At 72.3% G+C, this 19940-nt stretch carries 19 protein-coding genes; 10 read left to right on the top strand and 9 right to left on the bottom strand.

Annotated features, from left to right (window positions below; translation table 11 throughout):
• The 4 genes from AB0M39_RS32585 to AB0M39_RS32570 all read right to left on the bottom strand — a co-directional run bounded on the left by AB0M39_RS32585 (position 1) and on the right by AB0M39_RS32570 (position 4139).
• The gene (locus AB0M39_RS32585; protein WP_365370138.1) at positions 1 to 855 is read right to left on the bottom strand and encodes an ABC transporter permease; all 855 of its coding nucleotides are present in this window, start codon (positions 853 to 855) and stop codon (positions 1 to 3) included.
• Entirely contained in the window at positions 852 to 1838 is a 987-nt protein-coding gene (locus AB0M39_RS32580) for an ATP-binding cassette domain-containing protein (RefSeq protein ID WP_365370136.1), read from the bottom strand. Before AB0M39_RS32580 ends, AB0M39_RS32585 begins: the two co-directional genes overlap by 4 nt.
• 121 nt (positions 1839 to 1959) lie before the next feature.
• Entirely contained in the window at positions 1960 to 3459 is a 1500-nt protein-coding gene (locus AB0M39_RS32575; protein WP_365370134.1) for a DUF6801 domain-containing protein, read from the bottom strand.
• Positions 3460 to 3566: 107 nt separating this feature from the next.
• Positions 3567 to 4139 carry a hypothetical protein gene (locus tag AB0M39_RS32570; RefSeq protein WP_365370132.1) on the bottom strand — a complete coding sequence of 191 codons (573 nt, stop codon included), beginning with the start codon at positions 4137 to 4139 and terminating at the stop codon, positions 3567 to 3569.
• 733 nt (positions 4140 to 4872) lie between these two features.
• Here AB0M39_RS32570 and AB0M39_RS32565 point away from each other — a divergent pair.
• Positions 4873 to 6093 carry a helix-turn-helix domain-containing protein gene (locus AB0M39_RS32565; protein ID WP_365370130.1) on the top strand — a complete coding sequence of 407 codons (1221 nt, stop codon included), beginning with the start codon at positions 4873 to 4875 and terminating at the stop codon, positions 6091 to 6093.
• Positions 6094 to 6105: 12 nt separating this feature from the next.
• Here the strand turns inward: AB0M39_RS32565 and AB0M39_RS32560 are convergent, their stop codons facing one another.
• A complete protein-coding gene (locus AB0M39_RS32560) occupies positions 6106 to 8031 on the bottom strand; it encodes an AMP-dependent synthetase/ligase (RefSeq protein WP_365370128.1) in 1926 nt (641 codons plus the stop codon).
• A 225-nt stretch (positions 8032 to 8256) separates the two neighbouring features.
• Between AB0M39_RS32560 and AB0M39_RS32555 the strand changes: the two genes are divergently transcribed.
• Positions 8257 to 8514, top strand: a complete 258-nt coding sequence (locus AB0M39_RS32555) for a hypothetical protein (protein WP_365370126.1) — start codon at positions 8257 to 8259, stop codon at positions 8512 to 8514.
• A gap of 524 nt (positions 8515 to 9038) precedes the next feature.
• On the opposite strand, the gene AB0M39_RS32550 is transcribed toward AB0M39_RS32555, so the two are convergent.
• Positions 9039 to 9473 carry a YchJ family protein gene (locus tag AB0M39_RS32550; protein ID WP_365370124.1) on the bottom strand — a complete coding sequence of 145 codons (435 nt, stop codon included), beginning with the start codon at positions 9471 to 9473 and terminating at the stop codon, positions 9039 to 9041.
• Positions 9474 to 9588: 115 nt separating this feature from the next.
• Between AB0M39_RS32550 and AB0M39_RS32545 the strand changes: the two genes are divergently transcribed.
• From AB0M39_RS32545 to AB0M39_RS32525, 5 genes are all read left to right on the top strand, one after another.
• Positions 9589 to 11379: an FAD-dependent oxidoreductase gene (locus tag AB0M39_RS32545; protein ID WP_365370122.1), complete on the top strand. Its 1791-nt coding sequence runs from the start codon at positions 9589 to 9591 to the stop codon at positions 11377 to 11379.
• A gap of 41 nt (positions 11380 to 11420) precedes the next feature.
• Complete coding sequence (locus AB0M39_RS32540) at positions 11421 to 12767, top strand: 6-phospho-beta-glucosidase (RefSeq protein WP_365370120.1); 1347 nt, start codon at positions 11421 to 11423, stop codon at positions 12765 to 12767.
• A gap of 83 nt (positions 12768 to 12850) precedes the next feature.
• A complete protein-coding gene (locus AB0M39_RS32535) occupies positions 12851 to 14143 on the top strand; it encodes an MFS transporter (RefSeq protein WP_365370118.1) in 1293 nt (430 codons plus the stop codon).
• Entirely contained in the window at positions 14140 to 15315 is a 1176-nt protein-coding gene (locus AB0M39_RS32530; RefSeq protein ID WP_365370116.1) for an anhydro-N-acetylmuramic acid kinase, read from the top strand. Before AB0M39_RS32535 ends, AB0M39_RS32530 begins: the two co-directional genes overlap by 4 nt.
• Positions 15316 to 15338: 23 nt before the next feature.
• The gene (locus tag AB0M39_RS32525; protein ID WP_365370114.1) at positions 15339 to 17255 is read left to right on the top strand and encodes a M64 family metallopeptidase; all 1917 of its coding nucleotides are present in this window, start codon (positions 15339 to 15341) and stop codon (positions 17253 to 17255) included.
• A gap of 46 nt (positions 17256 to 17301) precedes the next feature.
• Here AB0M39_RS32525 and AB0M39_RS32520 read toward each other — a convergent pair whose 3' ends face one another.
• Both AB0M39_RS32520 and AB0M39_RS32515 read right to left on the bottom strand, forming a co-directional pair.
• The gene (locus AB0M39_RS32520) at positions 17302 to 17538 is read right to left on the bottom strand and encodes a DUF397 domain-containing protein (protein ID WP_365370112.1); all 237 of its coding nucleotides are present in this window, start codon (positions 17536 to 17538) and stop codon (positions 17302 to 17304) included.
• A complete protein-coding gene (locus AB0M39_RS32515; protein WP_365370110.1) occupies positions 17539 to 18399 on the bottom strand; it encodes a helix-turn-helix transcriptional regulator in 861 nt (286 codons plus the stop codon).
• 124 nt (positions 18400 to 18523) lie between these two features.
• Between AB0M39_RS32515 and AB0M39_RS32510 the strand changes: the two genes are divergently transcribed.
• From AB0M39_RS32510 to AB0M39_RS32500, 3 genes are all read left to right on the top strand, one after another.
• Positions 18524 to 18979: an ATP-binding protein gene (locus tag AB0M39_RS32510; protein WP_365370108.1), complete on the top strand. Its 456-nt coding sequence runs from the start codon at positions 18524 to 18526 to the stop codon at positions 18977 to 18979.
• 47 nt (positions 18980 to 19026) lie between these two features.
• On the top strand, positions 19027 to 19398 hold the full coding sequence (locus AB0M39_RS32505) for a hypothetical protein (RefSeq protein WP_365370174.1): 372 nt from the start codon (positions 19027 to 19029) through the stop codon (positions 19396 to 19398).
• A gap of 61 nt (positions 19399 to 19459) precedes the next feature.
• A complete protein-coding gene (locus AB0M39_RS32500) occupies positions 19460 to 19753 on the top strand; it encodes a hypothetical protein (RefSeq protein WP_365370106.1) in 294 nt (97 codons plus the stop codon).
• Positions 19754 to 19851: 98 nt separating this feature from the next.
• Here AB0M39_RS32500 and AB0M39_RS32495 read toward each other — a convergent pair.
• A partial coding sequence (locus AB0M39_RS32495) for an adenosylhomocysteinase (protein WP_365370172.1) occupies positions 19852 to 19940 on the bottom strand: 89 nt, incomplete at its 5' end.

Here is a 19940-nt window from a genome sequence, read left to right as displayed (position 1 = left end):
TCAGCCCCCCTTCGCGGGGACGACCTGGAGATAGATCGCCGTGAGGACCATGTTCACGAAGAACAGCAGCATGAACGTGATGACGACGGACTGGTTGACCGCGTCGCCGACGCCCTTGGGGCCGCCGCGCGGGTTCAGGCCCCGGTAGGCGGCCACGATGCCCGCGATGAAGCCGAAGACCAGCGCCTTGAGCTCGCTGATGTAGAGGTCGGGCAGCTGGGCGAGGGCGGAGAAGCTGGCGAGGTACGCGCCGGGGGTGCCGCCCTGCATGATCACGTTGAAGAAGTAGCCGCCGAGGGTGCCGACGACGGAGACCATGCCGTTGAGGAGCACGGCGACGAGCATGGTCGCCAGCACCCGGGGCACGACCAGCCGCTGGATCGGCGAGACGCCCATGACCTCCATCGCGTCCAGCTCCTCGCGGATGGTGCGGGAGCCGAGGTCGGCGCAGATCGCGGCGCCGCCCGCGCCGGCGATCAGCAGGGCGACGATCAGCGGGCTGGCCTGCTGGACGACGGCGAGGACGCTGGCGCCGCCGGTGAAGGACTGGGCGCCGAGCTGCTGGGTGAGCGAGCCGACCTGGAGGGCGATGACCGCGCCGAAGGGGATCGAGACCAGGGCGGCGGGCAGGATGGTGACGCTGGCGACGAACCAGAACTGCTCGATGAACTCCCGCAGCTGGAAGGGCCTGCGGAAGATCGCCCGAGTTACGGCGACGGCGAGCGCGAAGAGCCTCCCGGTCTCCCGCAGCGGGGCGAGCGCCTTGAGGGGCGGCCTGGGCGGCTCGGGCGCCGGGGCCGGGGGGCGGTGCGGCTCGCCCGGAGAGGACGGCCGCACGGGCAGCTGCGCGCTCATGGGGCGGCCCCGCCGCCGGCGGGCGCGTAGCTGGCCAGGATAGCCGTGCGGGCGGCCTCGGGCAGCTGCGCCAGCATCGCGAGCACGCGCTCCCTGCGGCGCAGCACGGCCTGGCGCACGGGCAGGCCGGGCGACGGCTCCAGCTGGGGGACGAGGGGGCGCGGCCCGTCCGGGTGCGCGCCGGCGCCGCTGCGCTGCTCCCGTGCGAGGGTCGCCGCGTCCTTCTCCTCCGACATCCCGATGGGGCCTTCGCGCCGGCCGCCCAGGAACTGCGCGACGACCGGCTCCTCGCTGGTGAGCAGCACCTCGCGCGGCCCGAAGGCGACGAGGTTGCGGCAGAAGAGCATGCCCATGTTGTCGGGGACGGTGGCCGCGATGTCGAGATTGTGGGTGACGATCAGCATGGTCGCGTCGATCTGCGCGTTGAGGTCGATGAGCAGCTGGGACAGATAGGCGGTGCGGACGGGGTCGAGGCCGGAGTCGGGCTCGTCGCAGAGGATGATCTGGGGGTCGAGGACCAGGGCGCGGGCGAGGCCGGCGCGTTTGCGCATGCCGCCGGATATCTCGCCGGGCAGTTTTCCCTCGGCGCCGACGAGTCCGACCATGTCCATCCGCTCCATGACGATGCGCCGGATCTCGGCCTCCTTCTTGCGGGTGTGCTCGCGCAGCGGGAAGGCGATGTTGTCGAAGAGCGTCATGGAGCCGAAGAGCGCGCCGTCCTGGAACATCAGGCCGAAGAGCTTGCGGGTCTCGTAGACATCGCGTTCCGGGCTGTTGACCATGTCGACGCCGTCGATGAGGACGCGGCCCCGCTCGGGCTTGAGCAGCCCGATGATCGACTTGAGGAACACGGTCTTCCCGGTGCCCGAGGGGCCGAGCATGACGCTGACCTCTCCGGCCGGGAGGGTGAGCGTGACGTCCTGCCAGATGTTCTGCCTGCCGAAGGATTTGGTGAGGCCGTCGACCACTACCTCGATTCCCATCTCACCTCCCAGTCCAGATGACTGCGCAATGGCTGCGAACGCGTTTCGAGAGTGACGAGCTTCTTTGGGGCGGCGGCCTCGCGGCCGCGGGGGTCTGGCCGCGAGGCCGCCGGGAGGGGGGTCAGTCCTGTCCGGGAAGTCGGGGGATCTTCGGTGGGCACAGGGCCGGCTGCACGGGGACGCAGACATTGCCCTGATTGATGGCGACGAGGTTTCCGGGGCCGGACAGGGCGGCGCTGAACAGCTGGTCGAGGTCCTCGCCGCCCGTTCCGCAGCCGGAGAACTCGGGAATGGTCACGGTCCCGCTCATCGGACCGCCGATGAGGACGTTCACATAGTCGGGGAACTTTCCGTGCAGGACGACACGGAAAGGCCGTGCGGTACGGCAGGCGGGGCCTACGTCCAAGGGCGTTCCATTGATCTTCACGTCGTAGACGCGCAGCGACTGATAGAAGCCCGAGACGGCGAAGTTGACTCTGTTCGGAGGCGAGCCGATGGATCCGGTCGAGATGGTGAGCGGCCCGTTGGTGAATTCCACCTTGGCGGTCACCGGCTGGAATCCGAAGGTGAGAAAGGTGGATTCGGCGTCGGCCAGGCGCAGTTCCCCGAAGGAGTCGATCCGGAAGTAGTAGCCGCCGGGTTTGGAGGGCTGGCGCTGTGCCGTGCGGACGGTGGTCAGCACATTGATCAGCTGGGGGTTCTTCGCGGGATCGTTGACGATCATCGCGCCGCCGAGCTTGGCGACGTTGGCGAATCCGACCGCGTAGGCGCAGCCGTGCCGGCCCGCCAGGTTGCTGACGACGACGGGGGCGCCGGGCGGCGGCTGCGGTACGAAGCTCTCGTCGATCCCTCCGGGGGGCAGCTCCTTGGGGCAGACGTCGCCGGGGGCGGCGCCCGACGGAGTGGGGGCCACGGCGATGCCCTCCTGCGGCTCGCCGGCGTCGCCCTCTCCCGGCTCGCCGTTCGACGCGGACGGCTGCGGCGCCGGCGAGGGCGTGGCGGCGCCGTCGTCGGGGACGGGCACGGTCGCGAGCAGGGCGTCTGGGCCCTCGGCGACCTCGCAGTCGACGGGCGGGAGCGTCAGCTCGTCCTGTCCGCCCTCCGCGGCGGCGGGGCGCAGCGCGAGCGTGAGGTCTCCCGCGGCGAAGCGGACGTCGCCCGGGCTGGTCACGGTCACGGAGGGCACGGGCCCGCGGTGCTCCAGCTCCAGGTCCTGGGACTCGGGCACGGGAGCGGGGGCGGCGCCGAGCGGGCCCCAGCTCGCCTGCACCGTACGGCCGTTCTGCGCGATGTGCGCGGTGAGCGTCGCGTCGGCGGCGAGCGAGGACGCGCCCTGCGGGAGGGCGCCGTCGAGCGCCGCGCGGGGGACGGTCAGCCTCACCGTCGTCTCGCCGGGCTGGATGGGCCGGTCGACCGCGCCGGCGTCCGGGAACGCGCCGGTGAAGTCGGCCCGCACATCGTGGACTCCGGAGGGGAACGCACACCGGTAGGCGACGAAGACGCTGACGTCGCGGGCCTGCGCGGCGGAGCCGGGGCCGGCCAGCAGCCCGGCCACCAGGCCCGCGGCGCCGAGCGCGGCGACGCGCGCCGAGCGCCGCCGACCGCCGTGGACGCGGTTCATCGCTCCTCCCCCCTCATGGGCGCCGTCTCCTCTCCCCCGCGGCTGCTCGTCCGCCGGGTGGCCCCGCGGCCCGCCCTGGCAGCGGGTCCCGGGGCCGGTTCGCCGGGTCAGTCCTTGGTGATGGTGTGATTGCCCGTCACGTCGTACGCGGCCTCGAAGAGCGCGGCGTCGCCGTCGTTGATCAGGCCGAGACAGTCCGCGTTCGACGCGACCAGCGTGCCGGCGTTGATGACCAGCTGCTTGGTGCCGTTCTTGTAGTAGCCGGTCACCGATCCGGTGAAGTCCGCCTCGCACAGCGATCCGCTGATGTGCGCCCGGACGCCGGTGATGGAGCCGTCCACCGCGTCCGGGTCGGAGGCGCTGACCTCGGAGACGTTGAGGCCCCACGGGAAGCCGGTGCTGGTCACCTCGAAGTCGATGCCGGCCACGGAGCACTGGTCGAAGGAGAGGTCGGCGATCTGGCCGATGTTCGCGCCGGCGTTGCCGGACCCGGTCGCCAGCGTGCCGGACGCGGCGGATGAGGCGCACTGGAGGGTGGCCGCCGGGACGCTGAGCGTGGGGTTGACCGCGAGGGCGGTGAAGCCGCCGCCCGGCGTCACGGTCCAGGTGGCGAGGGAGGTGGCGGAAGCCGATGTCACGGTGAGTCCGAGGGCGGCCGCGAGCGCAGCCGTGGCGATCATGGTGCCTCTGGCGATTCTTCGCACGGGTAGTTCCCTTCAAGGGTGTGGCGTACCTGATTCACCGCTCTTCGCCTACAGCGGTTTCGGCCGTGGACGAATTCGTCCGGCTGGGGATTTCCCCGCGACAGGCTGAAAAGCGATTGCGGCTCACTTCGTGGAACGCGGGTCGAATTCTTTCGGCCACCCGGTCGCGCGCCTTGCGGAAGTGACGTTACGAGCGGGTAACCGGCCACGCAATAGCGGTTCCAGAGTTTCCTGGACTGTTCCTACCAGCGGGTATTTTCTTGTCGCCGCGTCAGGAGATCGAGAAGGGTTCTTATCCGGAAGTGAGCACTCTCGCCCCACCCGCCCACAGGGCGCGCCACGCGCCCGCGGGGGCTGCGCCCCGTACGACCTTCGGCCGTGTCCTCAATCTCCCCCAGACTTCGTCCGGGGGGGGGAGACCCCCAACGGGCTGGGTTTCCCGGGCACATTCAGCCCCGCGCCGGAGGCGCTGGGTCTCCCGGGCGTGGGCGCGCACATTCAGCCCCGCCGGCGATTGAGGCGCGGGGTCCGGGGCAGCGCCCCGGTCGCCGCCCGCTGGATCTCGCCCTGTCCCAACCGCTGTGCACGGGGCCTGGTCTGGTCTATGTTCAGCTCCCACGAACGCGTCACGCATGTCGGTCCGTGGGAGCGCTTCCCCCCACCGTTCCATCCCCCACCGGACGCCCGGAGATCGAGGGGAGAAGAAGGCATGTCGAGGAACTCACGCAGCACACAGCCGTCGGACGCGGGAGAGCCGCTGGGACCGCTCCCCCAGGAGTTCGCCGCGATCATCCGGCCCGAACTGCCCAGCCTGATCCGGGAGATCGGCATCGAGGTCACCCGCGCCTACCCCGAGTACGCACGGCTCCTCAACGGCCCGTACGGCCAGGCCATCCAGATCGGCGTCGAGCAGAACATCTCCGTCTTCGTCGACCAGGTCGCCTCCCCGTCCGCCCCCTCGCCGCTGCGCGACGAGATGTGCCGCCGCTTCGGACGGTACGAGGCGTACGAGGGCCGCACGCTGGAGACCCTCCAGGGCGCGTACCGGCTGGGCGCGCGGGTCGCGCTGCGCCGCGCGAAGCGGATCGGGCGGCGCTACAACCTCTCCCCCACGCTCATGCTCAGCTTCGCCGACGCCCTGTTCGCGTACGTCGACGAGATCGAGGCACTCACCAGGGAGGGCTATCTGGAGGTGCAGTCGCACTCCGTGGAGAAGAAGGAGACGCTGCGCCGCCGGCTGCTCCATCTGATCCTCGCGGGGCCGCCCGTGCCCCGCACGGCCATCGCCGAGCTGTCCGAGCAGACGGGCTGGCCGCTGCCGGAACGGGTCACCCTGGTCGCCCTGCGCACGCCCGCGCAGTTGTCCGGATCGGATCTCGACAACGATGTCCTGGTCGAACTCAGCACTCCACAGCCGCACTTACTCATCCCGGGACCGCTCGACGCCCAGCGAAGACACATGCTGGAGAAGGCGTTGAACGGCACCCGGGCCGCCGTGGGAATGACCGTGCCGACCGCGACCGCCGCGGACTCGATCCGCTGGGCGCGCCGCGTCCTCGACTTCATCGACGCGGGCGTCGTCGACGACGCCCCCCTGGTCCTGTGCGCGGACCATATGCTCACCCTCTGGCTGCTGGCGGACCCCGCGCTGCTCGACCAGCTCGCCGAACGCGAGCTGGCCCCGCTGGCCGGCCTCACCCCCACCCGCCGCGACCGGCTCATCGAGACCCTCCGCATCTGGTTCGACACCCGGGGCACGGCCGCCCAGATGGGCGCGCTGCTCGCGGTGCATCCCCAGACGGTCCGCTACCGGCTGCGCAGCCTGGAGGCCATCTTCGGCGACCAGCTCACCGATCCCGAGGGCCGGTTCGCGACGGAGGGCGTGCTGCGCGCCCTCCATCTGCACGAGCGGACCGAGCAGCTGCCCTGAACGGCCGCGCGCTCAGCTCCCCTTCTCGTACAGCGCGGCGATCTGGTCGGCGTAGGCGGCCGCGACGGCATGGCGCTTGACCTTCAAGGACGGGGTGAGCAGGCCGTTGTCCTCGGTGAACTCCCCCTCGACGATACGGAATCGGCGGATCGACTCGGCGCGCGAGACCGCCTCGTTGGCGTAGTCGACCGCGCGGCCCACCTCGGCGACCATCGCGGGGTCCTCGCACAGCTCGGCGAGCGGGGTGTCCGCGGGCCGCTTGCGCACGGCGAGCCAGTGCGCGACGGCCTGCGGGTCCAGCGTCACCAGCGCGGCCACATAGGGGCGGCCGTCGCCGACGACGATGCACGCGCCGACCGGCGGACGGCTGCGCAGCCGGTCCTCGAGCACGGCCGGGGAGACGTTCTTGCCGCCGGAGGTGACGAGGAGGTCCTTCTTCCGGCCGGTGATCGTGAGGTGTCCCTCGTCGTCCAGGGCGCCGAGGTCGCCGGTGGCGAACCAGCCGTCGTCGAGGACCGCGGCGGTGGCGGCGGGGTTGTTCCAGTACGAGTCGAACACGATCCCGCCCTTGATCAGCACCTCGGAGTCCCCGGCGATGCGGACCGCGGTCCCGGGCACGGGACGGCCCACGGTGCCCGGCCGCGGCGACAGGGGCGGGGTGATCGTCGCGGCCGCGGTGGTCTCGGTGAGGCCGTACCCCTCGTAGACCATGATCCCGGCGGCGTAGAAGAAGAGGCTGAGCCGCCGGTCCAGCGGCGATCCGCCGCTGATCGCGTACCGCAGCCTCCCGCCGAGCTCCTTCCTGATCCGCCGGTAGACCAGCAGGTCGTACAGCGCCCAGGCGGCCGTCAACCCAAGGCCGGGACCCGGCCCGGTGCCGAGGGAGCGGGCGAGCCTCGCCTCCGCGAACCGCACGGCGATCGTGTCGGCCCGCTCGAAGGAGGCCCCGCGGCCGATCTTCTCGGCGGTCGCCCGGCCGGTGTCGTGGATCTTCTCGAAGAGGTACGGCACCCCGACGACGAACGTCGGCCTGAACGCCTGCAGCTCCGGCCGCAGTTCCTCCGGCTTGATGCTCGGGCAGTGGCCGAGCTCGATCCGCGCGAGCATGCAGGCGATCTGGATCGTGCGGCCCATGATGTGCGCCAGCGGCAGGAACAGGAGGGTCGAGGCCCGCTGCCCGGTGACGGCCTGGAACACGGGGTGGAGCAGCTCGACCATGCTCGCGGCCTCGGCGTGCAGATTGGCGTGGGTGAGGACGCAGCCCTTGGGCGATCCGGTGGTGCCCGAGGTGTAGCAGACGGTGGCGATCGTGTCGGGAGTGAGCGCCGCCCTCCGCTTGAGAGTCTCCTCGTCGGACGACTCCCGCCCCAGAGCGGTCAGTTCGTCGAGCGCCCCGGCGTCCAACTGCCATACGCGCGGCGGCTCGGGCAGCCTGCGCGAGGCCTCGGCCGCCACCTGGGCGAGCTCCTCGTTCTCGACCACGATCCGACGCGCGCCCGAGTCGCGCAGGATCCACTCGAGCTGACTGGCGGAGGAGGTGGCGTAGACGGGCACGCTCTGCCCGCCGGCGGCCCAGACGGCGAAGTCGAGCACGGTCCACTCGTAGCGTGTGCGGGACATCACAGCGACCCGCCCGCCCGGCTCGAGACCGCTGGCGATCAGGCCTTTCGCCACGTCGGTGACCTCGCGCGCGAAGGCCGCGGCCGTGACGGGCCGCCACTGTCCGTGCTGGTCCCTGCGGCGCAGGACCACCGATGCGGGGTACTGCTCGGCGTTCGCGTAAGGTATGTCGGCGGTGCTGCCGGAGGCGGGGGGCCGGGCGATTTCCGCAGCGCGCACTTCTCGTACCACGCCGTCGTCCCTGATCAGCTCGACCGGGGCACGGCCTGCGAGATCCGTGCGCTGTCTCGCCCTCTTCAGATCCTTGTGTACGCCCATGGTCGGCTCCTGTTCGCGGTGCGCGGGTGGGGAGTTGACGGGATCTCAGCACTTATGCGTGAGGGCAACTTACTCCCGCGTAACGAGAAATCAACGGGGTGATCGGAAACGGTTGCCGCGCAGAGACATCCCCGCCGTCAAACCCGGATGCACGCCCGGTAGGCATGGAGAGGCACCCGCCGCCTCCAGGCGTCCGACAGCACCAGCAGAGAAGGACTCTAAGCCGTGACCGCCTCGCCCCTCATCCCCGTGCCGATCCCCGATCGCGTCGCCGCCCTGATCGGATCGTGCATGCCGGTCCACATCCTGCAGGCGGAGATCGACGCGGACTGCGCCGTGCGCGAGGTGAACCGGTTCCGGGGCCCGCTGTGCAACGAGGACCGGGCGGACCGGGAGTACGCGCTGAGCGTGCTGGCGCGGGCGAACAAGGTGCTGGCGGCGTACAACCCGAAGCTGACGATCAAGCCGGGCCCCGCGTACTGAGGCGGTTGCCCGGGCCCGAGCGTCCTGGGGCCCGGGCCTTGTCTGCGCTGCCGCGCCCGTCCTGCGGTCCTGAGCCCCGCCTGCGGTCTGCGGCGACCTTGCTGGGGCTCCGCCCCAGACCCCGTACGGCCTTCGGCCGTGTCCTCAAACGCCGGACGGGCTGAAACTCAGCCCCGCCGGCGGGACGGAACCCACCCCCTGGGGCTGAAAACACCTGGCCGCCGCCCGGCCCACGGGCACCGGTGGCGAGGATCGCTGAAAACTCAGCCCCGCCGGCGATTGAGGCGGACCAAGCCCCGTCCGCGGGCCGGGGGCCACCGGCCGGGGCTTAGAACACCTGGCCGCCGGGCGCGATGATCATGCGGCCGCCCGGGCTGCGGGCCTCAGTGCGCGCATCGCGCAGCGGCTGCCGGCCCAGGAACCGGCCCACGGGCACCGGCGGAGAGAATCACGGTCGGCGCGCTCTGCTGAGCGCGCTGCCGGCCATGATCCGCGCAGTCCGCGCGCCCGGCCCGCCCAGACACTCACTCCACGAACATCCCGTCCACGTACACCCACAGCCCGTTCTGCCGCTCGAAGGTGCTGCGCTCGTGCAGCGCCCCCCGCTTGCCGTGGTGCCGGTAGCGGGCGCGGAAGGTGACCGTGCCCGTGGAGTGGAAGGCGCTGCCGCCCGTCGTCTCCTGGATCTCCAGGCCGGTCCAGTGCATCGCGGGGTCGAGCTCGAGGCGCTCCGGCCGGGTCGCGGTGTGCCAGGTACGGAGCAGATACGCCTCGTCGCCGGCGGCGAAGGCGCAGTAGCGGGACCGCATCAGCTGCTCGGCGGTGGAGGCGGACGCCTCGCCGCTGTGGAACCGGCCGCAGCACTCGCCGTAGGGGGCGGGCAGGCCGCAGGGGCAGGGCGACTCGGCGGCGGGCGCGGGCGCGGGGCCGCGCTTGAAGCGTGAGGGGCGTCGGGACATGACTCCATTTTCCAGCCATTGGGCGAAGGAGTGCACGCGTGGCTTCCGAGTCAGAGGGGATCTCCGTATGCTCCTGCGCCGGACATGACAGTTACCGGCGGTAAGGGGGACGGGGATGGACCGCACAGGCAGCTCACGACGGACGTTCATGGCGGGGGCGGCGGCGGTCGGCGGAGCGGCAGCGCTGACCACTACGGGAATGACCGCCGCGTCGGCGGCGGAGGGCGCCGAGCGCTCGGGCGCGGCCGCCGGGCAGTCGGTCGCCGTCCTCGGCGGCGGGGTCGCCGGGCTCACCGCGGCCCACGAACTCGCCGAACGCGGCTTCCAGGTCACCGTCTACGAACGCCGGGCGCTGGGCGGCAAGGCCCGCAGCATGGACGTCCCGGACAGCGCGAAGGGCGGCCGCCGCCCGCTGCCCGCCGAGCACGGCTTCCGCTTCATCCCCGGGATCTACCACAACCTGCCGGACACGATGCGGCGCATCCCCTTCCCCGGCAACGCGAACGGCGTCTGGGACAACCTCGTCGCGCCGCCCGAGATGTCCTTCGCCCGCACCGGGCGCGAGGACCTGCGCATCCCGCTGCCCTGGCCCGGCCACCAGGGAGCCGACCTCACCCTCGACGACGTCCGCCGCGCGCTGACCGCCCTGCTCGACACCGCCCTGGGCATCCCCGTCCACGAGACGGCGTACTTCGTCAACCGCGGCCTGGTCTTCCTCACCAGCTGCGACGAGCGGCGCGACGGGGCATGGGAGCGCACGCCCTGGTGGGACTTCATCCGGGCCGGGCGGATGAGCTACGACTACCAGCGCGTCCTGGCCGTCGGCCTCACCAGGAACATCGTCGCGACCAAGGCCGAGGAGGCCAGCACCCGCACGGTCGCCACGCTTTTGGAGGCCTTCGTCTTCAACGCGCTGGGCCGCGGCGCGGACGGCCCCCTCGACCGGATCCTCAACGCCCCGACCAACGAGGCGTGGATCGACCCCTGGGTCGGCCATCTCACGGGGCTGGGCGTGGACTTCCGCGTCGGCTGGACCGTACGGGAGGTGAAGTACGGCGCAGGGAAGGTCGCCGCCGTCGTGATCGAGGACCCCCAGGGCTCACCCCGGACGGTGAGCGCCGACCACTACGTCAGCGCGATGCCCGTCGAGCACGCCCGACGGACCTGGGGGGCCGAGCTGCGGGCGGCCGACCCGCAGCTGGCCCGGTGCGACAAGCTGGAGACGGACTGGATGACGGGCATCCAGTTCTATCTGACCGAGCGCGCGCCCCTGCTGCATGGGCACCTCAACTGCATCGACTCCCCCTGGTCCCTGACGGCCATTCAGCAGGCCGGGCACTGGCCGTCGCGCGACTTCCCGGCCGACTACGGCGACGGCGTCGCGGTGGACTGCCTGTCGGTGGACGTCTCGGAGTGGGACAGGCCGGGCATCCTCTACGGCAAGACCGCCAAGCAGTGCACCCGCGCCGAGGTGGCCCGCGAGGTGTGGGCCCAGCTCAAGGCCGCCCTCAACGACACCGGCCGCACGGTCCTCAAGGACGGCGCGCTGCACTCCTGGTTCCTGGACCCCGGCGTGGACGGCCTCGGCACCCCGCACCCGACCAACGAGGACCAGCTCCTCGTCCACCCGGTCGGCACCTTCCACAACCGCCCGCAGGCCGCGACCCGGATCCCCAACTTCTATCTGTCCGGGGACTACGTCCGCGTCGACATCGACCTGGCCACCATGGAGGGCGCCAACGCATCGGCCCGCGCCGCCGTCAACGCCCTCCTCGACCGGGTCGGCTCGCCCGCCGCCCGGTGCTCGGTCAAGCCGCTGTTCCGCGCCCCGGAGATCGAGCTCCTCAAGCGCGGCGACCGCGTCCGCCACCGTCTGGGCCTGCGGAACGCCTTCGACCTGGGATAGGACGAGCCCGCCCGGCCACGGCCGCCGAGTAGCGTACGAGCATGAAGCTCACGATTCTCGGCGGCGGCGGATTCCGGGTGCCTCTGGTGTACGGGGCGCTGCTCGGCGATCGCGCCGAGGGCCGCGTCACCCAGGTCGCCCTGCACGATGTGGACGCGCAGCGGCTCGGCGCGGTGGCCCGGGTCCTGACGGAGCAGGCCGCCGGGCAGCCGGACGCGCCCGAGGTCGCCGTGACCACGGATCTGGACGAGGCCCTGCGGGGCGCCGACTTCGTCTTCTCCGCGATCCGCGTCGGGGGCCTCGCGGGCCGGGCCGCCGACGAGCGGGTCGCGCTGGCGGAGGGCGTGCTGGGGCAGGAGACGGTGGGCGCGGGCGGCATCGCGTACGGCCTGCGCACGGTCCCGACGGCCGTGCACATCGCCCGCCGCGTCGCCGCGCTCGCCCCGGACGCCTGGGTCATCAACTTCACCAACCCGGCGGGCCTGGTCACCGAGGCCATGTCCCGCGTCCTCGGCGACCGGGTCGTCGGCATCTGCGACTCGCCGGTCGGCCTCGGCCGCCGGGTCGCGCGGGTGCTGGGCGCCGACCCGGACCGGGTCTGGATCGACTACGTGGGCCTCAACCACCTCGGCTGGCTGCGCGGACTGCGCGTCGACGGACGCGACGAGCTCCCCCGGCTGCTCGCGGACCCGGCGGCGCTGGGCGCGATCGAGGAGGGCCGGCTCTTCGGCGCCGACTGGCTGCGCTCGCTGGGCGCGGTCCCCAACGAGTATCTGCACTACTACTACTTCAACCGGGAGACCGTACGGGCCTATCAGGAGGCCGAGCGGACCCGCGGCTCGTATCTGCTGGAGCAGCAGGCCGCCTTCTACGCGGAGGCGGGCAAGCCGGGCACGCCCGCGCTGGCCGCGTGGCGCGGCACGCTGGCCGAGCGCGAGGCGACCTATATGGCGGCCAACCGCGAGGCGGCGGGCGTGGGCGAGCGCGACGAGGACGACCTGGCGTCCGGCGGCTACGAGAAGGTCGCCCTGGCCCTGATGCGCGCCGTCGCGCGCGACGAGCGCGCCACGCTGATCCTCAACGTCCGCAACCAGGGCACGCTGTCGGCGCTGGACGCGGACGCGGTGATCGAGGTCCCCTGCCTCGTGGACGCCAACGGCGCGCATCCGGCGGCGGTCGACCCGCTGCCGTACCACGCGGTCGGCCTGGTGACCTCGGTCAAGGCCGTCGAGCGCGAGGTGCTGGCGGCGGCTCAGAGCGGCTCGCGGGCGAGCGCGGTGAAGGCGTTCGCCCTGCACCCCCTGGTGGACTCCGTGAACGTGGCGCGCAGGCTCCTGGACGGGTACCGGGCGGTGCATCCGGGCCTGGCGTATCTGACGGCGCCGTAGGGGGCTCGGCCGCGCGTGCGGGGCTGTGGGCCGTCCGGGCCGGGTGGAGCGTCCCGGCGCGGACGGCGGGGCAGGAAGCAAGGATGGCCGCCTCCGCCGAACAGCCCGCCCCGCCCGCCCGCTCGCGCCGCGCGCTCCTGGCGGGGTCGGTCGGCAACCTCGTCGAGTGGTACGAGTTCGGGGTCTACGGCTACTTCGCCACCGTCATCGCCGCCAACTTCTTCACCCCCGAGGGCGGCAGCGACGTCGAAGGGCTCGTCAAGACGTACGCGTCCTTCGCGCTCGCGTTCTTCTTCCGGCCGATCGGCGCCGCGCTCTTCGGCCGACTGGGCGACCGGATCGGCCGGCGTCCCACGCTGATCCTCGTCATCGGTCTGATGACGGTGGCGACCACGCTGATCGGCGTGCTGCCGACCTACGCCACGGCCGGCGCGGCGGCGCCCTGGCTGCTGACGGGGCTCCGGATCCTCCAGGGCCTCTCCGCGGGCGGCGAGTTCGGCGGCGCGGTGTCGCTGATGACGGAGTTCGCCCCGGTGGGGCGGCGCGGACTGTACGGCTCGTGGCAGTCCTTCACCGTGGCGCTCGGCCTGCTCGGCGGCGCGGGCGTCGCCGCGCTGCTGGCCACCGTGATGAGCGAGCAGGCGCTGCACGACTGGGGCTGGCGGCTGCCGTTCCTGCTGACCCTGCCGCTCGGCCTGGTCGCGCTCTGGCTGCGGCTGCGCCTGGAGGAGACGCCCAGCTTCCGCCGCACGGAGGCCGAACCGGTCGAGCGGCCGCCCGCCGCCGACGTGGTGCGGGCGATCCTGCTGGGCGCCGGGCGCATCATGGGCTGGGCGGCGGCGGGATACACCTTCCTGGTCGTCCTGCCCTCGTATCTGCAGTCCACCCTGAACGCGTCGTTCCAGGAGGCACTGATCGCCACCGTCCTCGCCAACGTCGGCTTCGCCGCCTCCATCGTCCCCGCGGGCCTGCTCAGCGACCGGATCGGCCGGCGTGCCGTGATGCTGACCGGCGCGGTCCTGGTCACCGCTCTCGCCCTGCCGCTGCTGACGCTCCTTCAGGACGAGGGCGCCTCCACGGCGTCCAAGGGGCTCGGCGTCCTCGCGGCCGGCGCGGTGGTCGGCCTGATGGCGGGTCCCGGGCCCGCGATGCTCGCCGAGATGTTCCCGACCAGGGTCCGCTACACCGGGCTCGGCCTGGCCTACGCCCTGGCCAACGCGGTGTTCTCGGGCTGCGCGGGCCTGATCATCACCGAGCTGGTCAAACGGACCGGCAACGCCGACATCCCCGCCTACTACGCGGCCGGCGCCTGCGCCGTCAGCGTGCTCGCCCTGCTGACCCTGCGCGGCGACGACCACCGGCGGCCGCTGCGATGAGGGTCGTCGGGCTGATGTCCGGGACGTCGTACGACGCGATCGACGCGGCCGCCGCCGACATCGCCCTCGACGAGGGCGTCCTGACGCTCGCCCCGCTCGGCATGGTCAGCGAGGGCTACGACGACGAGCTGCGGGCGCAGCTCGCCGGGGCGCTGCCGCCCGCCCGTACCGAGCTGGCCGAGGTCTGCCGGCTGGACACCCGCATCGGGCAGGCCTTCGCGGCGCTCGCCGTACGCGCCGACCGGGAGCTGTGCGAGGGCCGGGCCGAGCTCGTCGCCTCGCACGGCCAGACCGTCTACCACTGGGCGAGCGACGGCGAGGTGCACGGCACCCTCCAGCTCGGGCAGCCCGCCTGGATCGCCGAGGCCACCGGGCGCCCCGTCGTCGGCGACTTCCGGCCCCGCGACATCGCGGCGGGCGGCCAGGGCTCTCCGCTGGCGAGCCTGCTCGACGTGCTCTGGCTGCGCGGCCGGCCGGGCACGCCCGTCGCGCTCAACCTCGGCGGAATCGCGAACCTCACCGCGCTGCCCCCGGGGCGCGACCCGGTCGCCTTCGACACCGGTCCGGCCAACGCCCTGATCGACGCGGCGGTGCGGGACCTGACGGACGGCCGGGCGCGCTACGACGAGGGCGGCGCACTCGCCGCGAGCGGAAGGGTCCACGAGCCGCTGCTGAGCCGGCTGCTGGAGGAGCCGTACTACCGGCTGCCGCCGCCCAAGACGACCGGCAAGGAGCTGTTCCATCTGCCGTATCTGCACACCGCGTTGAAGGATTTCAGCCGACTTCCGGCGCGGGACGTGATCGCCACGCTCACCCTGCTGACCGCGCGGACCGCGGCCGACGCGGCGCGCTCGCTGGGGGCGAGCGAGGTCGTCGTCTCGGGCGGCGGCACGCTCAACCCGGCGCTGATGGGCATGCTCGGCACGGAGCTGGGCGGCGGGGTCCGGCTGCGCACCTCGGACGAGCTGGGGCTGCCCGCCGCCGCGAAGGAGGCGTACGCCTTCGCCGTGCTGGGCTTTCTGACCTTCCACGGGCTGCCCGGCAACGTGCCGTCCTGCACGGGCGCCCGCGCGCCCCGCGTCCTGGGCTCAATCACGCCGGGCAGCGGGCCGCTGCGCCTGCCGCCTCCCTTCGGCCACTCGGTCAACTCGCTCGTCTTTACCGAGCGTTGATCCCATCTCTACGCTGCATCACCATGACCTCACCCGGCACCCCCGCCCGAAGAGCGGCCAGGCTCGCCACCGCGGGCGCCCTCGTCGTCGCGTTCCTCCTGGGCTCCGCCGCCCACCCGTCCGCCGCCCGGGAGCCGGCCGCCGACGCGCCGCCCGTCACCGAGGCCGCCACGGTCGTGCCCGTGCAGACCACCGGGCCCGCGGACAAGCGCTTCAACCTGATACTCCTCGGAGACGGCTACACCGCCGCCGAGATGCCGGCGTTCCGGGCGGACGTCGACAAGCACCTCAACGTGCTCTGGTCGACCGAGCCGTTCGCGTCGTACCGCTCGTACGTCAACGTCTGGGCGGTCGAGGTCCCCTCCGCCGAGTCCGGCGTCGACTGCGACCCCTCGCTGGACGCGCCGCGCCGGGACACACCGCTGGACATGGGCTTCTGGGGCGGCTGCAACGCCGAGAGCGTGCAGCGGCTGCTCACCGTCGACAGCGCGGCCGCCTCCGCGCTCGCCGACCTCGTGCCCGGATCGGCGAGCGCGAACCGGCAGATCGTGGCGCTCGCCAACAGCGACACCTACGGCGGCGCGGGCGGAACATACGCCACCGCGTCGGGCGGCAACGCGCTGTCCTCGCTGGTAACCCCGCACGAGATCGGCCACTCGCTGGGCAGGCTCCAGGACGAGTACGACTACTACGCCCGCGGCGTCCCCGGCGAGGCGTACACCTCAGGCGAGCCCTCCTCGGCCCACCACACCCTGCTCACCGAGGAGCAGATGAGGGCGCAGCGGGCCAAGTGGTGGCGCTGGCTGGGCGAGAAGAGCGAGTCCGGCGGGGTCATCGGCCGCTACGAGGGCGGGATGTACAGCACCAAGGGCGTGTGGCGGCCCAGCAAGCACTCGATCATGAAGACCCTCGGCTACGCCTTCGACCAGGTCGGGCGCGAGGCGATGGTGCAGAAGATCTCCGCGAAGGTGAGCCTGGTCCAGGGCCACACCCCGAACACGGCCGCGATCGGCGGCGACCGGACCGTGTGGGTGGACACCCTGCATCCGCTGGGCGGCGAACTGAGCGTCGCCTGGCAGCTGGACGGCCGCCCGCTGCCGCTCGCCGACGGCGCCCGCACCCTCGATCTGCGCCGACTGGGCCTCTCCCCGGGCACGCACCGGCTGACGGCCTCCGTCACCGACCCCACGCCGTTCGTACGCGACCCGGCGATCCGCTCCTCCGCCGCGCTGACCCGGACGGTCTCCTGGACCGTGGACACCGCGACGACCACCCCGCCGGACGCCGTCCGGCCCGCCTTCACCAGCCACACGGGCCTTCAGGACCCGGTGGGCGCGGCGACGGTGGTGCACGCCGACACCACGCACCCGGCGCACCGGACCCTGGCGGTCCGCTGGTCGCTCGACGGCCGGCCGGTGGCGAACCCGGGCAACGACCGCGATCTCGACCTGCGCACCCTGCGACTGCGGCCCGGCGCCCACACCCTCACCGCGAAGATCGCCGGCACGGACGCCGAGCTGCGCTGGTCGGTGGACGCGTCGCCCGCCCAGGCGGCGTACGCGCTGTCGAAGCCGCTGCGCACGGTGCACCGCCCGGGACGGCCGGTGGAGTACGTCTACGACGGCCCGTTCACCATGAAGCTGACGGCCCGCGACGACCGGAACGGCTACACCGTGACGCAGTTCAGGGTGGACGGCGACGGCTGGCAGACGTACTACGGCTGGCCGACGGACGCCGAGGCCCCCTACCGCTTCACGCCGAGCGGCACGGTCATCGACGATCTCGTCCACGGCAAGCTCGGCACGCCCCGCGCGGTGCCCTGGGACGACGCGACGCCCGAGTACGGGACCCACACGATCGAGTACCGCACGATCGACTCCGCCGGGAACGTCTCGTCGGCGAAGAGGTTCCTCGCCACGCTGCTGGCTCCGGGGGCGTAGCGCCCTTAGCCGGGCGACCGCGGGACGGGGGCCGGGTGCGCGGGGGTCAGGTGACCAGGAAGTCCGCCTTGCCGGACTTGGCCCCCTCGATGAACGCTTCGATCTCGCCGGAGGTGTAGATCAGGGCGGGGCCGTCCGGGTCGGATGACTGGCGCACCGCGACTCTGCCGTCGGCCAGCTTCATGGCCTCGATGCAGTTGCCGCCGTTGCCGCCGCTCCACGGCTTGTGCCAGCCGTCGGCCGGCAGGTCGGCGGCGGGCATGCCGTTGTATATGCGATCCATTCACAGCTCCTTGCGGAGATCCTTGAGGATCTCCTTCGTGCGTTGTGCCGTGGCGGCCTGGGCCGCCATGCGGTCCATGACCTCGAGGTGGGAGGCGACCTCGGGGCGCGCGTCCAGATAGACCGCGCCGGTCAGGTACTCGCTGTAGACCATGTCCGGAAGCTCGGGGACGGCGAACCGGAAGAGGACGAAGGGCCCGTAGGTGCCGGGGTGGTGGCCGGTCCTGAACTCCGCGATCTGCAGCGTCACATGGGGCAGCCGGGCCCCTTCGAGCAGCCGGTCGATCTGCGCCCTCATCACGCCGGGACCGCCGACGGGCCGGCGGAGCACCGTCTCGTCCATGATCACCCACAGCTTGGGCGCGTCGGGGCGGGTGAGCAGCGACTGGCGCTCCATCCGCAGCGCCACATGCCGTTCGATGTCCGCGGCGTCGGTCTGGCCGACGGCGCCGCCGCGCATGATGGCGCGGGCGTACTCCTCGGTCTGCAGCAGGCCGGGCACGAAGTGCGGTTCATACGCACGGATGAGGCTGGCCGCGCCCTCCAGGCTGACGTACATGCTGAACCAGTTCGGCAGCACGTCGTGGAAGCGCTGCCACCAGCCCGGCTTGTTCGCCTCCTCGGCGAGCTCCACGAAGCCGATGGCCTCGTCCTCCGGGATCCCGTACGCGCCCAGCAGCAGCTGGACATAAGGGATCTTCAGCGCGACCTCGGCCGTCTCCATCCTGCGGATGGTGCCGGGGGCCACGCGCAGCACCTTCGCCGCTTCCTCGCGCTTGAGTCCGGCGCGCTCGCGCAGGTCCTGCAGGCGCTTGCCGAGGACGACCTGACCCACGGTGGGGGCGGACCGCGGTTCACTCACTTCGAGACCTCCCCACGTGCTGTTGCGAGCAGTGTGCCACGCCCCTGCAACCATGAATATGCCCACTCTGCAATTTTCAGAGTGGGTCTTGCCAAGTGGTGGGCCACAGCGGGAGAGTGGTCGTGTGAACCGTGACGCGCTCACCTCTCAGCTCCTTGCCCCGTGCTCGGCGACCGACCCCAACCGGTACGGCTTCGAGCTCCCGGCGCGCGTCGAATTCGTCTCCAGAGCACGGGAGATGGCCGCTGCCCGGTTGGGGGACTGGGGCGTCGGCGGCGAGGTCCACGACACGGCGATGCTCATCGTCTCCGAGCTGGTCACCAACGCGGTCGTGCACACCGACGGCCAACTGGTCTCCTGCGAACTCCTGGGCGAAGTCGATCGATTGCGCATCACCGTGCAGGATCAGGGGTCCGCGCCCACCGGTCCGCGGGTCTGCCGCGGCGCCGAGGAGGAACGTGGGCGCGGACTGCTCCTGGTCGAAGCGGTCTCCAGCGCCTGGGGCACACACGACTGCGCATCCGGTCTGGGCCGCGTCGTCTGGGCGGAACTGCCCTACGGCCCCGGCCGGCCGTGCTGAGAGACCTGGCGACGCTCTTCACCCGGAGCGGGCGCCGCACGGACGAGATGCGCATGACCCGGCTCGTCCTGCCGCCCACGCTGCCGGCCACCATGGGCTGCGACGCCGTGGGCGTGCCCGCGCGCTATGGATTCCGCCTGCTGGACCGACTGCCCCGCAACGGCTGCGTCTTCGCCGACACCAACTGGTGGTGGTGGATCGTCCCGGCGGGCTCGGATCTGGAGCTGATCTGGCCGCTGCCCTCGCACTATGCGCGCGGGGCGTGCGTTCCGGCGGTCAGCCCGCGGCTGATCCGCAGCCCCGACACCCGAGGCGCCAGCCCCTACACCCCGCCCATTCCGCTTTACCTGATGGCCTGCCAGCTCACCGGAACGGCGCCCCGATGGCCCGCGGGAATCGGCACCGCACAGGGCGCCTGAGCCTGCGGATCTTTCCGGCCCCGGGCCCCTCGCACGGAGCGCTGCGGATAGGCTTCCACGCATGTCAGAAGCCAATTCGAGCCCGGAGCGGCAGGGGCTCACACCACGCCAGGCACGCCGCGTCCGGATAGTCCTCTCGGCGGTCATCATGATCGCCGTGGCCGCTGTCCTGGTGCTCCGGCTCGGCAGCACCCACTCGGTGCTCACCATGGGCTTCTACGGCATCGCGCTGATCCTCTGCGGCAGCGCCCTCGTCCTCAGCCGCGCGGGGCGCACCCGGGTGGCGACCGCGGTGCTGGGGGTCGGCGTCGCGGTGGCCGTCGTGGCCGAGTGGGCCGTCGACTCGATGCGCTGAGAGTCTCCTACGGGAACAGGAGTAGGCCCCCGCCCGGGGGATGAGGTGGGGGCCTGGTCCAGGGGTCCGCAGGGCTGTCAACTCCTGAGGAAGGCGGCTCAGTAGCGGTAGTGGTCGGGCTTGTACGGGCCCTCGACCTCGACGCCGATGTACGCCGCCTGCTCCGGACGGAGCGTCGTCAGCCGCA

Origin of the sequence: Streptomyces sp. NPDC051907, assembly GCF_040681075.1 — a bacterium.
GTDB lineage: Bacteria > Actinomycetota > Actinomycetes > Streptomycetales > Streptomycetaceae > Streptomyces.
Note: the sequence above shows the minus strand (reverse complement) of the source record. Positions and strands in the feature narration are given on the sequence as shown.

What these genes read in the sequence shown, in the direction of transcription:
- AB0M39_RS32585 (WP_365370138.1), bottom strand. Translation starts at nt 855, where the DNA reads ATGAGCGCGCAGCTGCCCGTGCGGCCGTCCTCTCCGGGCGAGCCGCAC.
- AB0M39_RS32580 (WP_365370136.1), bottom strand. Translation starts at nt 1,838, where the DNA reads ATGGGAATCGAGGTAGTGGTCGACGGCCTCACCAAATCCTTCGGCAGG.
- AB0M39_RS32575 (WP_365370134.1), bottom strand. Translation starts at nt 3,459, where the DNA reads ATGAACCGCGTCCACGGCGGTCGGCGGCGCTCGGCGCGCGTCGCCGCG.
- AB0M39_RS32570 (WP_365370132.1), bottom strand. Translation starts at nt 4,139, where the DNA reads ATGATCGCCACGGCTGCGCTCGCGGCCGCCCTCGGACTCACCGTGACA.
- AB0M39_RS32565 (WP_365370130.1), top strand. Translation starts at nt 4,873, where the DNA reads ATGTCGAGGAACTCACGCAGCACACAGCCGTCGGACGCGGGAGAGCCG.
- AB0M39_RS32560 (WP_365370128.1), bottom strand. Translation starts at nt 8,031, where the DNA reads ATGGGCGTACACAAGGATCTGAAGAGGGCGAGACAGCGCACGGATCTC.
- AB0M39_RS32550 (WP_365370124.1), bottom strand. Translation starts at nt 9,473, where the DNA reads ATGTCCCGACGCCCCTCACGCTTCAAGCGCGGCCCCGCGCCCGCGCCC.
- AB0M39_RS32545 (WP_365370122.1), top strand. Translation starts at nt 9,589, where the DNA reads ATGGACCGCACAGGCAGCTCACGACGGACGTTCATGGCGGGGGCGGCG.
- AB0M39_RS32540 (WP_365370120.1), top strand. Translation starts at nt 11,421, where the DNA reads ATGAAGCTCACGATTCTCGGCGGCGGCGGATTCCGGGTGCCTCTGGTG.
- AB0M39_RS32535 (WP_365370118.1), top strand. Translation starts at nt 12,851, where the DNA reads ATGGCCGCCTCCGCCGAACAGCCCGCCCCGCCCGCCCGCTCGCGCCGC.
- AB0M39_RS32530 (WP_365370116.1), top strand. Translation starts at nt 14,140, where the DNA reads ATGAGGGTCGTCGGGCTGATGTCCGGGACGTCGTACGACGCGATCGAC.
- AB0M39_RS32525 (WP_365370114.1), top strand. Translation starts at nt 15,339, where the DNA reads ATGACCTCACCCGGCACCCCCGCCCGAAGAGCGGCCAGGCTCGCCACC.
- AB0M39_RS32520 (WP_365370112.1), bottom strand. Translation starts at nt 17,538, where the DNA reads ATGGATCGCATATACAACGGCATGCCCGCCGCCGACCTGCCGGCCGAC.
- AB0M39_RS32505 (WP_365370174.1), top strand. Translation starts at nt 19,027, where the DNA reads ATGCGCATGACCCGGCTCGTCCTGCCGCCCACGCTGCCGGCCACCATG.
- AB0M39_RS32500 (WP_365370106.1), top strand. Translation starts at nt 19,460, where the DNA reads ATGTCAGAAGCCAATTCGAGCCCGGAGCGGCAGGGGCTCACACCACGC.